A 17,048-nucleotide genomic window follows, 5' to 3' on the forward strand; every position below is an offset into this window, starting at 1 on the left:
CGGGTTCATGGCGGGACGATCGGGACGATCGCGGCCTTTACTGTACGTTTACGCCGAAATCGAGAGCAATGCCCCGCAGGCCCGAGGCGTAGCCCTGGCCGACCGCGCGGAACTTCCACTCGCCCGCGTACCGGTACAGCTCGCCGAAGATCATCGCGGTCTCGCTGGACGCGTCCTCGGTGAGGTCGTAGCGGGCGATCTCCTGGCCGTCCACCGAGTTGACCACCCGGATGTACGCGTTGCGGACCTGACCGAAGTTCTGCGACCGGTTCTCGGCGTCGTAGATGGACACCGGGAAGACGACCTTGTCGACCTGCGCCGGCACCAGGTCCAGGTTGACCAGGACCACCTCGTCGTCGCCGTCGCCGTCACCGGTGAGGTTGTCACCGGTGTGCTCGACCGAGCCCTCGGGGCTCTTGAGGTTGTTGTAGAAGACGAAGTACTCGTCCCCCAGGACCCGGTTGTTCGAGCAGAGCAGCGCACTGGCGTCGAGATCGAAGGGCGCACCGGTGGTGGACCGGGCGTCCCAGCCGAGACCGATCTGCACCTGCGTCAGGTTCGGCGCGGCCTTCGTCAGCGAGACGTTGCCACCCTTGGCGAGCGTGACACTCATGGTTCGTCCTTCCTCCCTTGCCTCCCGGGGCGCATCTCAGGTCTATTCCCCCGCGGCCCCGCCCGGCCCCCGGGGACCGGCTGAACTTTCCTGAACTCACATCCTTCCAGTGGCCCGGGAACGACGGAACGGCCGGGGCGGCCGCCGACGCCCTCGCGTCCGCGGCCGCCCCGGCCGTTGGTACCGCTGCACGGGCCGTCACCGGCCCCGCCCGACTCAGACGTTGACGCCGAAGTCCTGGGCGATGCCGCGCAGGCCGGAGGCGTAGCCCTGGCCGATCGCACGGAACTTCCACTCGGCGCCGTTGCGGTACAGCTCGCCGAAGACCATCGCCGTCTCGGTGGAGGCGTCCTCGGTGAGGTCGTACCGGGCCAGCTCCTTGTTGTCCGACTGGTTCACCACCCGGATGAACGCGTTGCGGACCTGGCCGAAGTTCTGGGACCGGTTCTCGGCGTCGTAGATGGACACCGGGAAGACGATCTTCTGGACGTCGGCCGGCACGGTGGCCAGGTTGACCTTGATCTGCTCGTCGTCGCCCTCGCCCTCACCGGTGAGGTTGTCACCGGTGTGCTCGACCGAGCCGTCGGGGCTCTTGAGGTTGTTGAAGAAGACGAAGTTGCCGTCCGAGCCGACCCTGCCCTCGGTGTTGCAGAGCAGGGCGCTGGCGTCCAGGTCGAAATCCGTGCCCGTGGTGGTGCGGACGTCCCAGCCGAGGCCGACCACCACGGCGGTCAGGCCGGGGGCTTCCTTGGTGAGCGAGACATTGCCGCCCTTGCTCAGGCTGACACCCACTGGTCCTCCAAGATTCGGGAGGCACTCCTCGGTGCCCCCGTGGTGCGGTCCGAGACTCCGACGGCGAACCGTGCCGGGCCTCTGACCAGCCAACGAGCCGATCGTAGTGCGGGGTTCCCGTCCGCGCCGGGGAACCGGCCCGACGCGGGCGGGGCGAGGTCCGCGGACGCCCGCGGACCCGGCTCAGAGCGCGCCGAGGGCGGCCAGGTACTCCTGCTCGTCACGGGCGTCCGGCAGGCCGTTCACGACGCTCCAGCGGACCACGCCGGCCTTGTCGATCACGAAGGTGCCGCGCACGGCGCAGCCCTTCTCCTCGTCGAAGACGCCGTAGGCGCGGGAGACCTCGCCGTGCGGCCAGAAGTCGGAGAGCAGCGGGAACTCCAGGCCCTCCTGCTCGGCGAAGACGCGCTGGCTGAAGGGCGAGTCGTTGGCGACGCCGAGCACCTGCACCTCGTCGTTCTGCAGGCGCGGGAGCTCCTTCTGGATCGCGCAGACCTCACCCGTGCAGACGCCGGTGAACGCGAACGGGTAGAAGACCACGACGACGTTCTTGTCGCCCCGGAAGTCGGAGAGCCGGACCAGCTCGCCGTGCTGGTTCTTGAGCTCGAAGTCCGGAGCCTCGGTGCCGATCTCGATGGCCATGCGGGGACCTTTCCCACTCGACGCGACTGGGCCGCGCGGGTGGCGCGGCGAGCGCCATCCTCGCATTCGCCGGGGCCGGCTGGGCCGGACGAGTGAGGGCTGCGCCGTCCGGGACCACCGCTTTCGCCCTGGGCGAACGGTTCGGCCGTCCGGGGCGGCCCGCGGAGCCGGACGGGACGGAGCCGGGCAGGACGGGGCGGAGCCGGGCGGGCAGGACGGACGGGCAGGGCGCACGGGCGGGCAGGGCGGCCGGGACGCGGCCGGGACGCGGCCGGCGCGAAAACGACCGGGCCCCGCCGGAGGATGCTCCGGCGGGGCCCGGTGAGGCCCGTCAGGCGGCGCTCAGCGCTTGGACTGCTTGGCGGTCGACTTGGTCGCCAGGCGGGTCGCGGCCCAGTCCTTGGCGATCGCGATCGAGCTGGTCTGGGAGAGCCCGGCGGTCTTCGCGGCGTCGGCGATGTCCGAGGCCTCGATGTGGCCGTCCCGGCCGGTCTTGGGCGTCAGCAGCCAGATCAGGCCGCCCTCCGCCAGGTACTCCAGGGCGTCGACGAGGGCGTCGGTGAGGTCCCCGTCGTCGTCGCGGTGCCACAGCAGGACGGCGTCGGCGACGTCGTCGTAGTCCTCGTCGACGAGATCCGTCCCGGTGATCTCCTCGATGCCCTCGCGGAGGTCCTGGTCAGTGTCTTCGTCGTACCCCAGCTCCTGGATGATCTGGCCCTCTTCGAAGCCGAGACGGTTCGCCGGGTTGGACTTGTCCGCGGGGTCCGCGGTCGCGCTCACGGGAATAACCTCCAGTATTCGGCTCGGCGTCCATGCCGAGGCTGTGGCCGTAGTCCACACGGGCGCGGCGGTTCGCGCAAGTACCCGACCCCCGATCCCCTCCAAAGGTTGACGTGTCGCGCCGGGACACGCCGGGCGACGTGTCGGGAATCACACCGATTTGCCCTTCTCTGCATGGGACAAGGATGCTTCGGGTGGTCCTGGTCCACAGGCCGTACGCACGCCCGAGATGCGAACGGCATTCGGGTCCGCGCGTGCGCGGGCGTAGAGTCTCCTGTTGGCCCTCACCCCACCCGTCCGCCATCGGACGGAAGGGAAACCAGGTCGGACCACCTCTGTTCGTAACACCCGGGGGTGCGCGGCCCGGACGATGCTGTCCGGATCGCACATCACCAGACCGCTCCTTCTGTCAGGGAGAGCGGTTACCGATCGGTAGAGATGACGGATCTCCGAGCGCGGTAGCACGATGGAGGCGGCGCGACACACCTCAGTTTCGACCGACAGTGAAGGAACAGCGTGGCTTCCGGATCCGATCGCAACCCGATCATCATTGGCGGCCTTCCGAGTCAGGTCCCGGACTTCGATCCCGAGGAGACCGCGGAATGGCTGGAGTCGCTCGATGCGGCCATCGACGAGCGGGGGCGTGAGCGTGCCCGTTACCTGATGCTGCGGCTGATCGAGCGCGCCCGCGAGAAGCGTGTCGCCGTGCCCGAGATGCGCAGCACGGACTACGTCAACACCATCGCCACCAAGGACGAGCCGTTCTTCCCCGGCAACGAGGAGATCGAGCGCAAGATCCTCAACGCGACCCGCTGGAACGCCGCGGTGATGGTCTCCCGGGCGCAGCGCCCGGGCATCGGCGTGGGTGGCCACATCGCCACCTTCGCCTCCTCGGCGTCGCTCTACGACGTCGGCTTCAACTACTTCTTCCGCGGCAAGGACGCCGAGGGCGAGTCCGGCGACCAGATCTTCTTCCAGGGCCACGCCTCCCCCGGCATCTACGCCCGCGCCTTCCTGCTGGACCGGCTCACCGAGCAGCAGCTCGACGCCTTCCGCCAGGAGAAGTCGAAGGCGCCGTACGGCCTCTCCAGCTACCCGCACCCGCGGCTGATGCCGGACTTCTGGGAGTTCCCGACCGTCTCGATGGGCCTCGGCCCGCTCGGCGCGATCTACCAGGCCCGGATGAACCGCTACCTGGAGCACCGGGGTATCAAGGACACCTCCGACTCGCAGGTCTACGCCTTCCTCGGCGACGGCGAGATGGACGAGCCCGAGTCGCTCGGCCAGCTGTCCCTGGCCGCCCGCGAGGGCCTGGACAACCTGACCTTCGTGGTCAACTGCAACCTGCAGCGCCTCGACGGCCCGGTCCGCGGCAACGGCAAGATCATCCAGGAGCTGGAGTCGCAGTTCCGCGGCGCCGGCTGGAACGTGATCAAGCTGGTCTGGGACCGCAGCTGGGACCCGCTGCTCGCGCAGGACCGCGACGGCGTCCTGGTGAACAAGCTGAACACCACGGTGGACGGCCAGTTCCAGACCTACGCCACCGAGTCCGGCGCGTACATCCGCGAGAACTTCTTCGGCGGCGACCTGCGGCTGCGCAAGATGGTCGAGTCGATGACCGACCAGCAGATCCAGCACCTGGGCCGCGGCGGCCACGACCACCGCAAGATCTACGCGGCGTTCAAGGCGGCCCGCGAGCACAAGGGCCAGCCGACCGTCATCCTGGCGCAGACCGTCAAGGGCTGGACCCTGGGCCCCAACTTCGAGGGCCGCAACGCCACGCACCAGATGAAGAAGCTGACGGTCGAGGACCTGAAGCGCTTCCGCGACCGGCTCCACCTGCCGATCACCGACAAGCAGCTCGAAGAGGGCTACCCGCCCTACTACCACCCGGGCCGCAACTCGGAAGAGATCCAGTACATGCACGACCGCCGCCAGGAGCTGGGCGGCTACGTGCCGACCCGCAAGGTGCGGCCGCGCCGGCTGGAGCTCCCGGGCGACGACGCCTACAAGGCGGTCAAGAAGGGCTCCGGCAACCAGACCATCGCCACCACCATGGCGTTCGTCCGGCTGCTCAAGGACCTCATGCGGGACAAGGGCATCGGCAACCGCTTCGTGCCGATCGCGCCCGACGAGTACCGCACCTTCGGCATGGACTCGCTGTTCCCGTCGGCGAAGATCTACAACCCGCTCGGCCAGACCTACGAGTCGGTCGACCGCGATCTGCTGCTGGCGTACAAGGAGTCGCCCACCGGCCAGATGCTGCACGACGGTATCTCCGAGGCCGGCTGCACCGCCTCGCTGATCGCCGCGGGCTCGGCCTACGCCACCCACGGCGAGCCGCTGATCCCGGTGTACGTCTTCTACTCGATGTTCGGCTTCCAGCGCACCGGCGACCAGTTCTGGCAGATGGCCGACCAGCTGGCCCGCGGCTTCGTGCTCGGCGCCACCGCCGGCCGCACCACGCTGACCGGCGAGGGCCTGCAGCACGCCGACGGCCACTCGCACCTGCTGGCCTCGACCAACCCGGGCGTCGTCGCGTACGACCCCGCGTACGGCTTCGAGATCGCCCACATCGTCCAGGACGGCCTGCGGCGGATGTACGGCTCCAGCGAGGAGCACCCGACCGGCGAGGACGTGTTCTACTACCTCACCGTCTACAACGAGCCGATCAAGATGCCGGCCGAGCCCGAGAACGTGGACGTCGAGGGCATCCTCAAGGGTCTGCACAAGTACGCGGCCGGCACCGCGGGCCAGATCCCGGCGCAGATCCTCGCCTCCGGCGTGGCCGTGCCGTGGGCCCTGGAGGCCCAGCGGATCCTGGCCGAGGAGTGGAACGTCAAGGCCGACGTCTGGTCCGCGACCTCCTGGAACGAGCTGCGCCGCGACGCGGTGGAGGCCGAGGAGTTCAACCTGCTGCACCCCGAGGAGCAGCAGCGCGTCCCGTACGTGACCAGCAAGCTCCAGGGCTCCGAGGGCCCGTTCGTCGCGGTGTCCGACTGGATGCGCGCGGTGCCGGACCAGATCGCCCGCTGGGTGCCGGGTCAGTGGCAGTCGCTGGGCGCCGACGGGTTCGGCTTCGCCGACACCCGTGGTGCGGCCCGCCGCTTCTTCCACATCGACGCGCAGTCCGTCGTGCTGGCCGTGCTCACCGAGCTGGCCAAGCAGGGCAAGATCGAGCGCAGCGCGCTGAAGGACGCGATCGACCGCTACCAGCTGCTCGACGTGGCGGCGGCCGACCCGGGCGCCGCGGGCGGCGACGCCTGAGCCGGTAGCCGGTGGTCCTGAGGGGCCGGTCCTCCCGACGCGTGCGGGAGGACCGGCCCCTCGGCCGTTCCCCCGCTGTGACTCCGGTCACAGCCGCTTGAACCTCACACCGGTGTCAGCTCCTAGGCTCGTCCCGACGAACCGGACCGCCGAGGAGGGTCACCGAGATGAACGCCGCCCACCCCCAGCCCGCCGACGGCGGGAACGACGACAACCGCACCGTGATCGCCGAGTTCCGGGCGACCGGGGGCGTGGTCGGCGGCGACTTCGCCGGCCGGAGCCTGCTGCTGCTCACCACCCGCGGCCGGCGCAGCGGCGAGTCCCGCACCACCCCGCTGGTCTACCTGCGGGACGGCGGGCGGGTGATCGTCTTCGCGCTGAACGGCGGCGCACCGGCCGACCCGGCCTGGTACCGCAACCTCGCCGAGAGCCCCGAGGTCACCGTCGAGCTCGGCCCGGACGCCTTCGCCGCGCACGCCGTGCCGCTCGACCCGGCCGAGCACGAGAGCCTCTGGGCCCGGCAGATCGAGGCCGAGCCGCTGTTCGCCGAATTCCGCGCCCGAACCACCCGGGTCGTCCCGCTGGTGGAGCTGCGACCGGCGGCCTGAGCGAGGTCGGCGCCAATTCCCTCTTAACCTTCCCGAGAGTCACGCTTAAGGTGTCCTTCCAGGGGGCGAGGGGAGGGGGCCGGTATCGTGCGCGCACCGAGGACGGGGGCCTTCCCCCTGGCATTGCTGGTCGGGGTGACGACCGGCGCCCTGCTGTCCCAGCTGCTGCCCGCTCCGGAGGAGCTCGGCGGGCCCGCGGTGGCCCTGCCGGCCGCCCCGGACCGGGGCCTGGCCGACCTGCTGCCGGGACCGGCGCCCGCCCCGGGCGGCTCACCCGCTCCCGGCGCCACGGCCGTCCCCGGTGCCCCCTCCGGCCCCGTCGACCCCGGGGATCCCGGCGGCGCCGGTGCACCGGCCGCGCCCGAGGAGCCGGGGGCGGCGACGGCCGGGGATCCGGCCGCGCCCCCGTCGTCCGGCCACGAGCCGACCGCGCCGGCCGCCCCCGGGGGCCGGACCACGCCCGGCAAGGGACCGGCCCTCGGCCTGGTCTCCGCCGAGGTGCCGCCGTCCACGGCCCCGACGACCTCCCCGGCCACGCCGGTCGCCCCGGCCCGCCCGACGGTCCCCGCCTCCCCGCTCGCACCGCCCGCCGCCGGCCCGGCCGGCGGCGGCGCGCCGACGGCCACCGGGACCCCGGCGCCGCCGGCTCCCGAGCCCACCAGGACGGCCCCCGCGCCGCCGCCCTCCCCGGCGCCCGGCGGGGGCAGCCACTTCGGGCCGACCCAGGTGCTGCCCTCCCCCACGCCGTCGGCGACGCTCTCCGACGAGGAGTACTGGCAGCGGGCCGAGCAGTGCTGGGCCGCCGCCGAGACCGACCCGACGCTGGACTGCCCGACCTCCTGACGCCGGACGGCCCGCGGGCCCCGGACCGGGGAGGTCCGGAGCCCGCGGGCCGGGCGGCGGGGCGGCGGGGCGTCAGATGTGGACGGCGGGCCCGGCGTCGGTGGTGCCGCGACGGGTCAGCAGCCCCAGCAGCGCGGCGCCGAAGGCGACCACCGAGGCGACCGCGAAGGCCAGCGACATGCCGCTGACGAAGGAGTCGTGGACGGCACCGGCCATCGCGTCGGCCACCTGCTGCGGGGTGCCCGCCGGGGCGGGCGGGGCGAAGCCGAGCTGGGCGGCCTGGTTGAGGCCCTCGGCCTGCGCCGGGTCCACCGGCGGCAGGCCGGCGTCGGCCCACTTGCCGGGCAGCGTGTCGGTGACCCGGGCGGCCATCAGCGCGCCCAGCACGGCGGTGCCGAGGCTGCCGCCGACCTGCATCGCGGACTGCTGCAGACCGCCGGCGACACCGGAGAGCTCCAGCGGCGCGTTGCCGACGATGACCTCGGTGGCGCCGACCATGACCGGGCTGATGCCCAGGCCCATCAGCACGAACCAGAGCGCCATCGCGCCGTTGCCGGAGCCGGCGTCCAGGGTGGACATGCCGAACATCGCGGCGGTGGTGATCAGCATGCCGGCCACGATCGGGATCCGCGGGCCCAGCTTGCCGATCGCGATCCCCGCCACCGGCGATCCGATGATCATCATGCCGGTCATCGGCAGCAGGTGGACGCCGGCCTGGACCGGCGACATGCCGTGCACGTTCTGCAGGTAGAAGGTGACGAAGAAGATCGCGCCGAAGAACGAGAAGGCCATCAGCACCATCAGCAGGGTGCCGGCCGACAGCGGCAGCGAACGGAACAGGCTGAGCGGGATCAGCGGCTCCCGGGCCACCCGCTGCCAGAGCGCGAAGGCGGTCATCAGCACGACCGCGCCGCCCAGGAACAGCACCGTGGAGAGGTCGCCCCAGCCCCACTCGGGGGCCTTGATGATGCCGAAGACCAGCGCGAACATCGCCGCCGAGAGCAGCACGATGCCGGGGACGTCGAAGGACTTGGCGGCCTTCTCGGCCCGCACGTCCCGGAGGATCCACAGACCGAGGGCCAGCGCGATCAGGCCGACCGGGATGTTGATGAAGAACACCGACTCCCAGTTGACGTGCTCGACCAGCAGGCCGCCGACGATCGGGCCGGCCGCGGTGGAGGCGCCGATGACGCCGCCCCAGATGCCGATCGCCATGTTGAGCTTCTCGGCCGGGAAGGCCCCGCGCAGCAGGCCGAGCGCGGCCGGCTGGAGCAGCGCGCCGAACAGGCCTTGCAGGACGCGGAAGACGATCACCGTCTGGATGTTCCCGGCGAAGCCGATCGCCGCCGAGGTGACGGCGAAGCCGACCGCGCCGACCAGGAAGGTGTTCTTGTGGCCGAACCGGTCGCCGATCTTGCCGGCCGTGATCAGGAAGACCGCGAGGGCCAGCAGGTAGCCGCTGGTCACCCACTGGATCTCGGAGGGCGCGGCGTCGAGGTCGGCCTGGATGACCGGGTTGGCTATCGCGACGATCGTGCCGTCCAGGGCGACCATCATCACGCCGACGGCGACGGTGAGCAGGGTCAGCCAGGGATGACCCTGGAGGCTCCTGCGGCCGGGTGACGCGCCCGGCGGCGGCGCGTCCGCCGAGGGGCTCTTGGTGAGGGACTGGCTCATCTGGGCCCTCCGGGGGGCTGACATCGGGCGGACACGGAGGTGGCGCCCCGGCCCACCCGTCCCCACGAGTGCCCGGCCCTGGGGCGCCACCCGCAGCAGATTATGTCAGTCAGTGACATTCGGCAAACTCTGACTTATGCGTCAGACTGCCATTTGTCAGATCGCTACAGTAGCCTCCACAGCCCCCGCCCGCCCACCGTCCGGAAGGCCCCCGCCATGGCCGCTCAGCCCGCTCCCCCCGCCCCCGCCCAGGAGCAGGGACTGCGCGCCCGGAAGAAGCAGCGCACCCGGGACGCCCTCATCGAGGCGGCCCACCGGCTCTTCCTCGGCCAGGGCTTCGCCCGCACCACCGTCGACGAGATCGCCGGCGCCGTCGACATCTCCCAGCGCACCTTCTTCCGCTACTTCGCCAACAAGGACGAGGTCGCCCTCGCCGTCCTCGCCGAGGCCGAGGACCACTTCATCCAGCAGCTGCGGGCCCGCCCCGCCGGGGAGACCCCGCTCCAGGCGCTGCGCGCCGCGATCGTCGGCTCCTGGCGCGAGCGCGGCGCGGGCCGGGACACCGGCCCCCACTCGGTGACGGCGGCGCTGGAACTGATCCGGATGATCGAGGACACCCCCACCCTGCTCGCCGCCCACCTGCGCCGGGTCACCGAGCAGGAACAGGTGCTGATCGGGATCATCGCCGAGCGCGAGGGCGTCGACCCGGCCGAGGACCTGCGGCCCGCCGTGCTCGCGGCGGCCTTCGGCGGCGTCCTGCGCGCCGCCCACCTGTCCTGGAGCGCCGACCAGGAGGACACCGGCCCGGAGGGCATGATCGCGCTGATCGACCGTCACTTCGACCAGCTGGCCCCCGCCCTGGCCGGCCACTGGCGCGCGTAGGCCCCGTCCGGCCCGGCCCGCGGGGCCCGCCCTCATACCGGAGTACTACGCCGAAGTCCGGCCCCGGGAGGGACGCCGGCCGCACCGGCCCGCCCTAGGCTGGCCGGATGATCAAGCCACCCGCCGGGCCCGCCCGGGGCGGTCCGGTGCGCGCGCTGCTCGCCCCGCTCACCCGCCCGGCCGCCGACCACACCCCGCTGTTCGCCCAGTCCGCCCGCCGCTGGGTCCGGCTCCTGCCGTACGTCCTGGCCGCGGCCGCGATCTCCGCGCTGCTGCCGACCGGCATCCTCGTGCTGGTCAACGACTACGGGGTGGACGCGGGCCCGGCCGCCGCCCTCGCGCTGACCCAGACGGTGCCGCTGCTGCTCGCCGTCACCCGGCCGCTGCCCGCCTGGTGGATGACCGGCGGCGGCGCCCTGCTGACCTCGCTGCTGATCCTCACCACCGGTGACGGCGCCGCCCCCGGCGGCGTCGACGGCCCCTGGCCGTGGCCGCCGCCCGGCCTGGTCTGCCACCTCCTGCTGATGCTGACGCTCTCCCTGCGCGAGGCCCGCCGCACCCTGGTCGCGGTCTGGCTGGTCACCGCCGCGGCGAGCCTGGCGCTCTCCGTCATCGGCGTCGCCGGCGGGTTCGGCGGCGACGACAGCCTGCTGGCCGTCGTGCTGACCGGCGCCGTCCTGGTGCTCGGCGGGGCACTGCGCGAGCGCGCCGAGGCCCGCCGGCTGCTCGCCGAGCAGGAGCACATCAGCGAGGCCGAACGCGAGCGGCGCACCCTGCTGGAGGAGCGCGCCCGGATCGCCCGCGAACTGCACGACGTGGTCGCCCACCACATGTCGGTGATCGCCGTGCAGGCGGCCAGCGCGCCGTACCGGATCACCGGCGTCCCGGCGGAGGCCGCCGAGGAGTTCACCGCGATCGCGGGCACCGCGCGCGAGTCGCTGTCCGAGATGCGGCGGCTGCTCGGGGTGCTGCGCAGCGAGGAGTCGGGCGCCGAGAAGGCGCCGCAGCCGGGCGTCGGACAGCTCGCCCAGCTGGTCGAGACGGTCCGCCGGGCGGGCGTGTCCACCGAGCTCACCGTCGCCGCGGAGCTGGCCGACGACCGGCTGCCACCGGCCGTCGGCCTCTCGGTCTACCGGATCGTCCAGGAGGCGCTGGCCAATGTGGTCCGGCACGCCCCCGGTGCCGCGGCCTGGGTCTCGCTGGCCGTCGCCGGGGAATCCCTGCTGGTCACCGTGGTCAACGCGGCCCCGCCGGTGCGGGCCGAGTCGCTGGAGGCCTCGGCCGAGGGCACCGGCCACGGACTGGCCGGCATGCGCGAGCGGGTCCGGCTGCTGGACGGCCGGCTGGACACCGGGCCGCTGCCGGACGGCGGCTTCAAGGTGGCCGCCGTTCTGCCGCTCACCGCGCTGACGGATACTCGGTCGCAGGACAGCCGGCCGGGCGGGGCCGCTCCGGGGGAACCGGACGGGCCGACCGCCGCATCGTAGGACGCCCCGGGGAGAGCACCGTATGACCATCCGCGTGATCATCGTCGACGACCAGGCGATGGTACGGGCCGGATTCGCCGCCCTGCTCAACGCGCAGAGCGACATCGACGTGGTGGGGGACGCCCCGGACGGCGCCCGGGCCCTGGAGGTGAGCGGCCTCACCCATCCGGACGTCGTGCTGATGGACGTCCGGATGCCCGTCATGGACGGCCTGGAGGCGGCCCGCCGGCTGCTGGACCCGGCGGTGCCCGGCGCGCACCGCCCCAAGGTGCTGATGCTCACCACCTTCGACGTCGACGACTACGTCTACGACGCGCTGCGGGCCGGCGCCAGCGGCTTCCTGCTCAAGGACGCGCCCCCGGACGACCTCATCGCCGCCGTCCGGGTGGTCGCGGCCGGCGAGGCACTGCTCGCCCCCTCGGTGACCCGGCGGCTGATCGAGGACTTCGCCCGGACCAGGCCGGCCAGGCGCCGTGACCCCGCGCTGCGGCTCAACGGCCTGACCCCGCGCGAGACGGAGGTCCTGGAGCTCATCGCCCGCGGCCTGTCCAACCAGGAGATCGCCGCCCGGCTGGTCCTCGCCGAGCAGACCGTGAAGACCCACATCGGCCGGATCCTGGCCAAGCTCGACCTGCGCGACCGCGCCCAGGCGGTGGTGATCGCCTACGAGTCCGGTCTGGTGACCCCGGGTCAATGAGCCCTGCCCGCCGGGCCCGGTGGGGGTGTCCCCCGGGGGATGTCCCCCTGATACCCGAGTACCACCCGGGGGTTGGCCCCGCAGTGTGATGTCCGCCGGGTCACCCGGTTCCTACCTTCCTCCCCATCGAAGCCGAACGGGCGATGGAGGGAACGGACATGACGAGGAACCGGATGGCGCGGGCGGTGGCCGCCGCCGCGCTGGCGCTGGCCGCCGTCCTGGGAGCCGGCGGCTGGTCCGCCGGCGGCGAGCGCGCGGTGACCGGGCCGCCGCCCGGCAGCGCCGCCTGGGTCGCCGACACCGCCCTCGGCCTGCCGCTGCCGGACCCCGCCACCGCCACCCCCGCCGAGGTGGCCGCCTTCTTCGCCGGGCTGGCGCCCGCCGCCGCCGAGGACCTCGCCGCCCGCCACCCGCTGGTGGTCGGCAACCTGGACGGCGCACCGGTCGGCCTGCGCCACCGGGCCAACGCCCTGGCCATCGCCGCGGAGCGCGAGCGCGCCCTGGCCCGGGCCGCCGACCCGGCGCTCACCCCGCAGGACCGGACCGCCGCCCGGGAGCGCGCGGAGCGCTACCGCACCCTGCTCGACGACGCCGCGCCCGGCGGGCCCCGCCGCTTCCTCGCCTTCGACCCGCGCGGGCGGGGCCAGGTCGCCGAGGTGTTCGGGGACCTGGCCGGCGCCCGGCGCACCGCCGTCGTCGTCCCCGGCTCCGACATCGACCTGCGCACCTTCGACCGCGCCGGCGACCCCTACGGCACGCCCGTCGGCATGGCCCGGGCCCTGTACGGGGCGACCGGCGGAGCCACCGCCGTGATCGCCTGGGCCGGCTACACCACCCCGGTCGGCCTCGGCCCGGACGCCGCCACCGAGACCCTCGCCGGGGCCGGCGCCGAGCGGCTGACCCGGCTGCTCGACGGACTCGCCGTCAGCACCCGGCCCGACGCCCCGGCCACGGTGTTCTGCCACAGCTACGGCTCGGTGGTCTGCGGCCTGGCCCGGCCGGGCCCGCGGCAGTCCTCCGGCGTGGTGGTGCTCGGCTCGCCGGGCCTGGGCGTCGGCTCGGCCGCCGACCTCGACCCGGACGTCCCGCTCTGGGCCACCGCCCGCAACGGCTCCGACTGGATCGGCAACGTGCCGCACGTGCGCCTGTTCGGCCTCGGCCACGGCGCCGACCCGACCGGTCCGGCCTTCGGCGCCCGCCCGCTGCCGTCCACCGGCTCGCACGGCCACACCGGCTACTTCGCCCCGGGCACCGCCTCGCTGGCCGCCTTCGCCGACGTCGCCCTCGGCCGCTGAACCGCGCCCTCCCCCGCCCAGGCCCCCCGCACCCGCGAACGGAGACCCCGTCATGCCCAGCTCCCTGCTCGCCCCGCTGCACCGTGCCGCCCGCCAGGTGGACGCCCGCACCCCCGAGAGCCGCGACCGCGCCCTCGACGGGCTGCGCGCCCTCGCCCTGCTCGCCGTCCCGGCCGGCCACTGGCTGCTCGGCGGCTTCACCCGCTCCGCCGACGGCGCCCTGCACAACGCCAGCCCGCTCTCCTCCCCCGCCCTCGGCTTCTTCGCCCCGGTCAGCTGGGGACTCCAGCTGCTGGGCGTGTTCTTCCTGGTCGGCGGCCACTCCGCGGTCCGCTCGCTGGAACGGGCCAGGGCCGGGGGGACGGGGTACGGCGGCTGGCTGCGCGGCCGGGTGGTGCGGCTGCTGCGGCCGGTGCTCGGGGTGGCCGCCGTCTGGGCGCTGCTGATCCCGCTGCTGCCGCGCCTCGGCGTGCCCGCCGACACGGTGCGCACCGGGTCGACGCTGGTGGTGCAGCCGCTCTGGTACATCGCGGTCTACCTGGGCCTGACCGCGCTCACTCCGCTCTGCGCGGCCCTCGCCCGCCGGTGGGGCGGCCGGTCGGCGGGCGTGCTGCTCGCCGCGGTCGCGGTCGTCGACCTGCTGCGGTACGGGCCGTGGGCGGAGTCGGTGCCGTCCTGGGCCGGTCTGCTGAACATCCTGCCGGGCTGGCTGTTCGGCTACCAGCTGGGCGCGCTCTGGGCCGTGGGCCGGCTGGGCCGCCCGGCGGCGCGGCTGCTGCTGGTGGGCGGCGGGGCGCTGTTCGCGGTGCTGCTGCTGGTCTTCCACTACCCGGCGTCGATGGTCGGCGTGCCGGGCGCCGAGCGCACCAACTCCCACCCGCCGTCCCTGCTGGTGCTGGCGCTGGCGGCGGTGCAGTGCGGCGCGGCGGTGCTGCTGCGCGAGCGGCTCGGACGTCTGCTGACCCGACGTCCGCTGCTCTGGCTGCCGGTGGTGGTGGTGAACCTCTCGGCGATGACGATCTTCTGCTGGCACCAGAGCGCGATGCTCGCGGTCGCGGTGCCCGGCGCGGCCGCCTTCGGCGCGGTGCCGGGGCTGACGGTGGCTCCGGACTCGCTCGGCTGGGTCGGGCTCCGGCTGGCGCTGCTGCCGCTGTTCGGCGCCGTGCTGATCGCGATCGGGTGGTTCACCCGGCGCTTCGACGGCCCGTGGACGGGGCTCTCCCGGCCGGCCAGGGCGGTGGCCGGCGCGGGGGCGGCGTTCTTCGCCGCGTACGCGCTGGGCGTCGTCTGACGCACGCGGGCACGCGGAGCGCAGGTGGGCGCGGACCGGTCGGTCCGCGCCCGCCGCGCGTTGCCGCCGCCGCTCACCCGCTTGCGGCCCCGGCCGCCGCCGAACGCAGTGACTCCGCATGCGTGCCACCACCCACCGTGATGGTCTGTTGACTGTCGGCGACGACCGGGCGCTGCCCCGTCGGCCGTTCCCCTTCCGCCGCCCCGAACCCCCGTCGGGCGGCCCCGCTTCCGAGGAGACCCATGTCCCTGTCCCCGCCACGGCCGGCCCGGCGCCTGCCGGCCGTGCTCGCCACCGCCGTGGCCTGCGCGCTGACCGCCGGCACCGTCCTGTCGGCCGCCGCCCCCGCCCTCGCCCACGGCTCCGGCGGCCACGACGCCCCCGACGGCTCCGGCGCCACCGCCCCCAGGGTCGCCGACCCCCGGGTGCAGGCCGAGCTGCGCGACGACGAGATCGCCGCGCTCGGCCAGGAGCACGCCGAGGAGCACGCCCGGTTGCGCGCCGGCATCCGCGGCATCGGCGACTACCCGCAGACCACCCGCACCAACCGGCTGAACGCACTGACGGAGTCCCAGGCCACCCACAACCGGGGCTTCGCCGCGGAGACCTTCGGGACGTTCGACCAGTACTTCCCCTCCCCCGACTTCGGCGACCACGTCGCCCTGCTGCCCACCGGCAAGGTGCTGCTCTTCTCCTTCGAGCGGATCGAGACCAACCCCGAGAAGGAGCCCGCCCCCACCCAGACCACCGGCACGGAGAACGCCGGCCGGGCGTTCCTCTGGGACCCGGCCCTCGGCTACGGCAAGGACGCGTACAAGCAGGTCACCCCGCCCGTGGTCAACATGCCCGACGGCCTGGACCAGCCCCGCCCGGCGCCGTTCTTCTGCGCCGGCCACTCCTTCCTGCCCAACGGCATGCTCGGGGTCTTCGGCGGCAACCTCGGCGGCAACGGCGGCACCGGCGCCAAACTCTCGCTGATCTTCGACCCGTGGACCGAGACCTGGACCCGCAACCCCGACATGTCGGTCGGCCGCTGGTACCCCACGGTGGTGACCGGCGCGGACGGCCGGCAGCTGATCATGTCCGGCCAGTCCGAACTCGGCTGGGGCACCCCCACCGCCGTGGTCGAGCGCTTCCCCGCCAAGGACCGCCCGGTGCCCTCGCTCAAGACCGACACCCCGGTGAACACCCCCGTCGACCGGTTCAAGGCCGACGCCCCGTTCAGCCTGGACTACCCGCACCTGTTCTCGCTCAACGACGGCAACGTCTACGGCTTCGGCCGGCAGGCCGCCGAGCAGTGGAAGTTCGACCCGGTCGCGGAGTCCCGCAGCGACCTGCCCGCCCGCCCCGACGGCCGCAAGCGCAACTACGGCTCGGCCGTGCCGCTGCCCGGCGGCATCAACGGCCCGGACTCCGCGCTGGTCCTCGGCGGCGACCGGGACAACCCCAGCACCCTGCGCTTCTCCAACGGCAGCTGGACCGCGGAGAAGTCCCGTGCCTTCGGCCGCACCCAGGACGACACCCTGCTGCTGCCCGACGGGCGGCTGATGACCGTCAACGGCGCCTACGACATCCGCGACTACGGCAACGGCCCGTACAACCCGAACGCCGACCTCAAGTACCGCCAGATCGAGCTCCGCGACGACCAGGGCAACTGGAAGCTCGGCCCGGTCCAGCGGCTGCCGCGCGGCTACCACTCCAACGCCGTGGTGCTGCCGGACGGACGCGTCATGGTCACCGGCGACGAGCTCCAGCAGCTCGCCAACAACCCGGACATCGACGGCACGGTGAGCGGCATCCCCGGCACCCAGGCCCCGGTCACCATGAACGGGACCATCGAGATCTACGAGCCGGCCTACCTCCACCAGGGCGACCGCCCCGTCCTCGACCGGGCCCCGACCGCGCCCGTCGGCTACGACCGGACCTTCCAGGTCACCACCACGACCCCGGGCCTGGTCTCGAAGGCGGTGCTGCTCGCCCCCACCACCTCCACCCACTCGATCAACACCAGCCAGCGCCACCTCGACCTGCGGCTCAGCAGCCGGGCCGGCAACCGGCTGGAGTTCCAGGCCCCGCCGGACGCCAAGGCCGCCCCGCCCGGCTGGTACATGCTCTTCCTGCTCAACGACCAGGGCGTGCCCTCCGTCGCCAAGTGGATCCAGCTCACCGCCTGA

General features: G+C 73.5%; 14 protein-coding genes. 9 read left to right on the plus strand and 5 right to left on the minus strand.

Going from position 1 to position 17,048, the window contains the following annotated elements; translation table 11 throughout:
- Window positions 1-37: 37 nt before the first annotated feature.
- The 4 genes from ACFVVL_RS04140 to ACFVVL_RS04155 all read right to left on the minus strand — a co-directional run bounded on the left by ACFVVL_RS04140 (window position 38) and on the right by ACFVVL_RS04155 (window position 2,827).
- Window positions 38-613, minus strand: a complete 576-nt coding sequence (locus ACFVVL_RS04140) for a TerD family protein (protein ID WP_387671241.1) — start codon at window positions 611-613, stop codon at window positions 38-40.
- Window positions 614-829: 216 nt separating this feature from the next.
- Complete coding sequence (locus ACFVVL_RS04145) at window positions 830-1,405, minus strand: TerD family protein (RefSeq protein WP_380298100.1); 576 nt, start codon at window positions 1,403-1,405, stop codon at window positions 830-832.
- Window positions 1,406-1,588: 183 nt separating this feature from the next.
- Window positions 1,589-2,047, minus strand: coding sequence for a peroxiredoxin (locus tag ACFVVL_RS04150; RefSeq protein ID WP_380298102.1), 459 nt, complete (start codon window positions 2,045-2,047; stop codon window positions 1,589-1,591).
- Window positions 2,048-2,389: 342 nt separating this feature from the next.
- The gene (locus tag ACFVVL_RS04155; protein WP_380298103.1) at window positions 2,390-2,827 is read right to left on the minus strand and encodes a DUF3052 domain-containing protein; all 438 of its coding nucleotides are present in this window, start codon (window positions 2,825-2,827) and stop codon (window positions 2,390-2,392) included.
- A 516-nt stretch (window positions 2,828-3,343) separates the two neighbouring features.
- Here ACFVVL_RS04155 and aceE point away from each other — a divergent pair.
- From aceE to ACFVVL_RS04170, 3 genes are all read left to right on the plus strand, one after another.
- On the plus strand, window positions 3,344-6,094 hold the full coding sequence (aceE, locus tag ACFVVL_RS04160) for a pyruvate dehydrogenase (acetyl-transferring), homodimeric type (RefSeq protein ID WP_380298104.1): 2,751 nt from the start codon (window positions 3,344-3,346) through the stop codon (window positions 6,092-6,094).
- Window positions 6,095-6,261: 167 nt separating this feature from the next.
- Window positions 6,262-6,702 (plus strand): nitroreductase/quinone reductase family protein, encoded by a 441-nt coding sequence (locus tag ACFVVL_RS04165; RefSeq protein ID WP_387671244.1) that lies wholly within the window; start codon window positions 6,262-6,264, stop codon window positions 6,700-6,702.
- 87 nt (window positions 6,703-6,789) lie between these two features.
- Window positions 6,790-7,545: a hypothetical protein gene (locus tag ACFVVL_RS04170; protein WP_387671246.1), complete on the plus strand. Its 756-nt coding sequence runs from the start codon at window positions 6,790-6,792 to the stop codon at window positions 7,543-7,545.
- 72 nt (window positions 7,546-7,617) lie between these two features.
- Here ACFVVL_RS04170 and ACFVVL_RS04175 read toward each other — a convergent pair whose 3' ends face one another.
- The gene (locus tag ACFVVL_RS04175; protein ID WP_387671248.1) at window positions 7,618-9,222 is read right to left on the minus strand and encodes an MFS transporter; all 1,605 of its coding nucleotides are present in this window, start codon (window positions 9,220-9,222) and stop codon (window positions 7,618-7,620) included.
- A 216-nt stretch (window positions 9,223-9,438) separates the two neighbouring features.
- Between ACFVVL_RS04175 and ACFVVL_RS04180 the strand changes: the two genes are divergently transcribed.
- The 6 genes from ACFVVL_RS04180 (at window position 9,439) to ACFVVL_RS04205 (ending at window position 17,048) form a co-directional block, all read left to right on the plus strand.
- Window positions 9,439-10,104: a TetR family transcriptional regulator gene (locus ACFVVL_RS04180; RefSeq protein WP_380295292.1), complete on the plus strand. Its 666-nt coding sequence runs from the start codon at window positions 9,439-9,441 to the stop codon at window positions 10,102-10,104.
- Window positions 10,105-10,211: 107 nt separating this feature from the next.
- Window positions 10,212-11,591, plus strand: coding sequence for a sensor histidine kinase (locus tag ACFVVL_RS04185; RefSeq protein WP_387671250.1), 1,380 nt, complete (start codon window positions 10,212-10,214; stop codon window positions 11,589-11,591).
- Window positions 11,592-11,613: 22 nt separating this feature from the next.
- Complete coding sequence (locus ACFVVL_RS04190) at window positions 11,614-12,288, plus strand: response regulator (protein WP_380295296.1); 675 nt, start codon at window positions 11,614-11,616, stop codon at window positions 12,286-12,288.
- A 158-nt stretch (window positions 12,289-12,446) separates the two neighbouring features.
- Window positions 12,447-13,583, plus strand: a complete 1,137-nt coding sequence (locus ACFVVL_RS04195; protein ID WP_387671252.1) for an alpha/beta hydrolase — start codon at window positions 12,447-12,449, stop codon at window positions 13,581-13,583.
- A gap of 52 nt (window positions 13,584-13,635) precedes the next feature.
- Window positions 13,636-14,874: an acyltransferase gene (locus tag ACFVVL_RS04200; RefSeq protein ID WP_387671254.1), complete on the plus strand. Its 1,239-nt coding sequence runs from the start codon at window positions 13,636-13,638 to the stop codon at window positions 14,872-14,874.
- A gap of 242 nt (window positions 14,875-15,116) precedes the next feature.
- Entirely contained in the window at window positions 15,117-17,048 is a 1,932-nt protein-coding gene (locus tag ACFVVL_RS04205; protein WP_380295299.1) for a galactose oxidase-like domain-containing protein, read from the plus strand.

This window comes from Kitasatospora sp. NPDC058115, assembly GCF_042884635.1.
Taxonomy (GTDB): Bacteria; Actinomycetota; Actinomycetes; order Streptomycetales; family Streptomycetaceae; genus Kitasatospora.